The 5,102-nt window shown below is 70.7% G+C and carries 5 protein-coding genes; 1 reads left to right on the top strand and 4 read right to left on the bottom strand.

Annotated elements, in window-relative coordinates:
* On the bottom strand, positions 1-824 hold an 824-nt coding region (gene recA / locus LLG88_09925), incomplete at its 3' end, for a recombinase RecA (protein MCE5247221.1).
* 245 nt (positions 825-1,069) lie between these two features.
* Here recA and LLG88_09920 point away from each other — a divergent pair.
* Positions 1,070-3,160, top strand: a complete 2,091-nt coding sequence (locus LLG88_09920) for a LysM peptidoglycan-binding domain-containing protein (GenBank protein MCE5247220.1) — start codon at positions 1,070-1,072, stop codon at positions 3,158-3,160.
* 9 nt (positions 3,161-3,169) lie between these two features.
* On the opposite strand, the gene LLG88_09915 is transcribed toward LLG88_09920, so the two are convergent.
* From LLG88_09915 to LLG88_09905, 3 genes are all read right to left on the bottom strand, one after another.
* Entirely contained in the window at positions 3,170-4,318 is a 1,149-nt protein-coding gene (locus LLG88_09915) for a serine/threonine-protein phosphatase (GenBank protein MCE5247219.1), read from the bottom strand.
* A 4-nt stretch (positions 4,319-4,322) separates the two neighbouring features.
* On the bottom strand, positions 4,323-4,826 hold the full coding sequence (locus LLG88_09910; protein ID MCE5247218.1) for a PAS domain-containing protein: 504 nt from the start codon (positions 4,824-4,826) through the stop codon (positions 4,323-4,325).
* Between the two features lie 5 nt (positions 4,827-4,831).
* A partial coding sequence (locus LLG88_09905) for a (2Fe-2S) ferredoxin domain-containing protein (protein ID MCE5247217.1) occupies positions 4,832-5,102 on the bottom strand: 271 nt, incomplete at its 5' end.

Below are 5,102 nucleotides of genomic sequence, written 5' to 3'. Positions count from 1 at the left end.
AGATCCCCTTCGCGGGAGATCCCTTCGTTGAACAGGATGTCGAATTCGATCTGGCGGAACGGGGCGGCGAGCTTGTTCTTGACCACCTTGACCTTGGTGCGGTTGCCGATGACCTCCTCGCCTTCCTTGATCGAACCGATGCGCCGGATGTCGAGCCGCTGGCTGGCGTAGAACTTGAGCGCGCGGCCGCCCGTCGTGACCTCGGGGTTGCCGAACATCACGCCGACCTTTTCGCGCAGCTGGTTGATGAAGAGCAGGCAGGTCTTGGCCTGCGAGACCTTGGCCGTCAGCTTGCGCAGCGCCTGGCTCATCAGCCGGGCCTGCAGGCCGACGTGGGAGTCGCCCATTTCCCCTTCCAGCTCCGCCTTGGGGACGAGGGCGGCGACGGAGTCCACGACGAGGACGTCGAGCGCGCCGGAGGTGACGAGGACCTCGCAGATTTCCAGCGCCTGCTCGCCGCTGTCCGGCTGGGAGACGAGGAGGTTGTCCACGTCCACCCCGAGCTTGCGGGCGTAGGTGGGGTCGAGCGCGTGCTCGGCGTCGATGAAGGCGGCCATGCCGCCGGCGGCCTGCGCCTGGGCGATGATCGTCAGCGCCAGGGTGGTCTTTCCGGAGGACTCGGGGCCGAAGACCTCGATGACGCGGCCGCGCGGCACGCCGCCGCAGCCGAGCGCCCAGTCGAGCGACAGGGAGCCGGAGGAGATGACCGGGACTTCGACGTGCCGGTTCGAGCCGAGCCGCACGACCGCCCCTTTGCCGAACTGCTGCTCGATCTGCTTGACCGCGTCGGCGAGGGCGCGGGTCTTCTCGGGGCTGAGGGACAGGGGGGTGGTTTCCGGGGTTTTGCCGCTGCTCATCGACCTGACTCCTTGTCGCCTTGTTTTCGCCAGCGTAGGCCCCAAGAGTAGGGGCGGGGAGCGGCGCGGTCAACATCGGAAGCGCCGCGTCGCCATTGAATTGTTGACGCGGCGGGACGCGCGCACCTAACATTCCGGTATGGGCCGTCGCCGAGGGCGGTCCGAACCCCAGCGAAGGCAGGACATTGGCTCAGCATACTCTCCGCCGTCCCTTGTCCGCGGCGCCTTTCGGGCGTCCTGCGGCTCTTCTCTTCGGCGCGCTGCTCACTCTTTGCGGCTGCGCCACGGCCGCCGGTCCGGCCGCTCCGGCCGCCGCGCCGGTCGCCGGGGCGGTCGCCGCCTCGCGCTCCGACCGTCAGGAGACGATCAACCACGCGATCGAGGAAGTCCTTCTCGCCCGCGAGCAGGCCCGCTTGGGGCTGATGGACGAGGCGCAGCAGGCGTGGGACCGCGCCGTGGCGATCCTCGCCCCGCTCGCCCAGACCGACCCGCAGGTCGCCGAGCAGTCGCGGCAGATCGAGGCCGAGCGCGACCGCGCGGTGCGCGAGTCGGAGATCCGCGCCGAGATCGACAGCGACGACGACGCGACCGAGACCGCGGCGTCGGGCGAGATCCTCGAGAGCCCCGAGCCGCAGCTCGACAAGACGCTGCTCTCCGAGGTCGGCAAGGCGGCGCAGGGGATCACGGCGGACTACCCGCTGGTCCTCAACGACCAGGTCTACGCCTGGCTCGAAGCCTGGACGCACGGCCTGCGCGGCGTGATGTCCGGCGGCATCGAGCGCTCCGGCATGTACGTCGAGCGCGCGCGGCAGATCTTCGCCCAGGAGGGCGTGCCGCAGGACCTCGTCTACCTCGCCCACGTCGAGTCGAGCTTCAAGACCAGCGCCTACTCGCCGGCCGCGGCGCGCGGCATCTACCAGTTCATCGCCGAGACCGGCCGCCGCTACGGGCTGGTCACCAACTGGTGGCTCGACGAGCGCGCCGATCCGGAGAAGTCGGCCCGCGCCTCGGCCGCCTACCTGCGCGACCTCTACGCCGAGTTCGGCGACTGGTACCTCGCGCTGGCCTCGTACAACTGCGGCGAGAACTTCGTGCGCAAGGTCGTGGCCCGCACGAACAGCAAGGACTTCTTCGATCCGGCCAACCTGCGGCAGTTCCCGCTGGCGACGCGCAACTACGTGCCGGCGATCATCGCCGCCACGATCGTCGCCAAGGACCCGAAGCGGTTCGGCTTCGACGTGACGCCGGCGCCGGCGCTGCAGTTCGAAACGGTCGTCGTGCCGTCGTCCACCAGCCTCTCCGTCCTCGCGACGGTCGCCGGGACCGACCCCGAGTCGCTGCGCCAGCTCAACCCCGCGCTGCGCCGCCAGGTCACGCCCCCGGCCTACAAGGACTTCGTCCTGAAGGTGCCGGTCGGCGCGGCCGAAGGGTTCGCCGACCGTCTGGCCGCCGTCCCCGCCGACCAGCGGATCGCGCCGGTCGAGCACGTCGTGCGGCGCGGCGAGTCGCTGGCTTGGATCGCGCGGCAGCACGGCGTGTCGTCGCGCGCGCTGGCCGAGGCGAACCAGCTCGGCCGCCGGCCGCGGATCTACGCCGGGATGGTCCTCGTCGTGCCGCAGGGGCCGGACGCGGCCGCCGCGGCCGCCGACGCGGCGCCGCAGCAGCGCGCGCAGGCCCCGCGCAACGCCGCGCAGCGGGCCGTGAACGGCGTCTACACCGTGCGGCGCGGCGACCAGCTCAGCGGCGTCGCGCGCCGGTTCGGCGTGCGGGTCTCCGACATCCAGAAGTGGAACGGCATGGGCCGCTCGATCAAGCTCGTCGCCGGCCGCGAACTCCGCGTCGCCGCGCCCGCCGGCGGCAAGAGCCGGCCCGCGCCGCAGGAACAGCTCGCCCAGAAGGGACGCGCGGCCGCCGCGCCGGCCGACCCGAAGGCCCCGCAGGCGCCGAAGGTCGCGCGCCGCTCGGCGCAGCCGCGGGCCCACGTCGTGAAGCGCGGCGAGTCGCTGGCGTCGATCTCGCGGATCTACGGCGTCGCCGCCGCGGACATCGCCGCCGCCAACCGCCTCGGCAAGGGCTGGCGGATCGTCGCCGGACAGCGTCTGGTCATCCCGGCGCGGACCGCCGAGGTGCAGTCCGACCGCGAGCGGGCGGCCGACGGCAGCGTGCACGTCGTGAAGCGCGGCGAGACGCTCGCCGGCGTGGCGCGGCAGCACGGGCTGAGCGTCCGCGATCTCTGCCGCATCAACGGCATGCCGCAGGACACCGTGATCTATCCCGGAGAGGCGCTGACCGTCGCGCAGTGAGCCGCGGCGTCAGTGGTACTCGATCTCGACCGACTTCCCCGCGTCGCGCAGCAGGGCGATCAGCTCCTGCCCTAGGTACTTGCGCAGCGAGATCGAGAGCGGCAGCAGCGGGTTCTGGTAGAGCGGATCGACGCGCAGCCCGAGGAACAGCTTGACGTGGTCGGCGCCGAGCAGCGCGCGGGCGAGTTCCGTCGCGCCGTTGCGGTCCTCGGGGATGTTCCGCTCGTCGAGGTTCGCCTCCTTGAGCAGCTGCACGGCGCGGGAGATCGTCAGCACCCCCTCGGTGACGAGGTCGATCCCCTCCATGATCCCCATCGGCGGCACGTCCTTGCGCGCCGACGAGATGTCCACCTCGGCGAAGCGGCCGGTGACGCGGGCGACGATGTTCGCCGTCGTGCCGCCGCAGATCACCTTGCGCCCCGGCGCGGCGAGGAACGCCTCCACGACCTTGCGGTCGTCGGCGCGGTCCATCGGCGGGCCGGTGAAGAGGGCGATCGAGCGGATCTGGCGGATCTCCGAGCCGATGACCGTCGCGTCGTCCCCCGGCTCGCCGCCGTAGAGCTCGGCCACGCGGGCCAGCAGGCGGTCCACCGTGTCCTCGACCGACTTGGTCTCGGCGAAGGCGTCGGCGACGAACTGGGCGACGTTGCTCCATTGCCAGCCGAAGTTCATCTCCCGGCCGAGGCCGGCGTAGACGACGCCGTCGCTGACCTGGAAGATCGCGTCCCCCTGGTCGAGCTGGAGCGAGGCGACCTTGACCTTCTTGTCCTGGATCGTCCGCTCCTCCCACTCCGGCACGAAGACCTTGCCGCCGCGGACGAGGATCGGGTCCGGGTTGTCGTAGCTGACCAGCTCGCAGAAGCCGTCGCTGGAGACGTCGGCCATCGTGAACGTCGCGTAGGCGATGCCGCGCTCGCGGCAGAGCGGCAGCGTGCGGGAGACGGTGCGCACGATCTCGGAGAGCGGGATGTCGGCGGCGGCCATGGCGGTGATGATCCGCACCGTCAGGTTGGAGAAGATGCTGGCCTTGATCCCCGAGCCGAGGCCGTCGGAGAGGACGAAGAAGCAGCGGTCGCCTCCGGCGTAGGTGCGGAAGCTGTCGCCGCAGACCTCCTCGCCGGCCTTGTTGATCGCCCGGTGGTGGACGAAGGACTTCATCCGCTCAGTCTTCCTCGGCTTCGATCGTGCGGATCAGCTGGTAGAGCGAGACGCGCGTGTTGGCCACCGCCTCGCCGAGCAGCCCGGCGACCTCCTGCACGACGCGCATCTGGGCCTCGACGACGTCGTTGACCTTCTGCGCCGCGTGCTCGCGGATCCGCTGCAGCTCGTCGCGCTGCTTCTCCTCGTTCGTGACGTCGTGGAAGATCGCGGCGAGCATCCCGCGCTGCTTGAGCGCGAAGGCGACCATCCGCACCGTCAGCCCGTAGGCGGGGAAGCGCTTGGTCATCCCCTCGACGACGCGGTTCTCGGCGTAGATCGCGCGGAACTCCTCGATGTCGCCGAGCAGCCGCTCGAGGTTCATCCCCACGACCCGCTCGGCGCTGACGAGGAACATGCGGCAGAAGGCCGGGTTGACGATCAGCACTTCCATCCGCGGGTTGACGACGACGAGCGCGTTCGGGTCGTACTTCCACAGCTCCTGCCACAGGTCGCGGTGTTCTTCCACGGCGCTCAGCTCCGGCAGCGGGGGAGGACTTCGTTCTGGAAGACCTCCTGCGCGTTGTGGGCCCCGACGCCCGGGATCAGCGTGTCGTCGAACTTGACCATCACCGCCTCGACGCAGCGGCCGAGGCAGAACGAGCCCTTGAGCTCGACGAACGGCTCGAGGCCGTTGCGGCGGATCTCGGCGCGGAACGCGTCCACGACCGCCAGCGCGTCCTTGAGGTGGCAGGCGCTGCCCATGCAGACCGTCAGAGCCTTCATGCGCGTCCGGGCCTCTCGC

This window comes from bacterium, assembly GCA_021372775.1.
GTDB lineage: Bacteria > Acidobacteriota > Polarisedimenticolia > J045 > J045 > JAJFTU01.
This window is presented reverse-complemented; position numbering and strand designations above follow the sequence as displayed.

Bases quoted from the DNA above. Each gene is read 5' to 3' on its own strand.
- LLG88_09915 (MCE5247219.1), bottom strand. From the start codon at position 4,318: ATGAAGTCCTTCGTCCACCACCGGGCGATCAACAAGGCCGGCGAGGAG.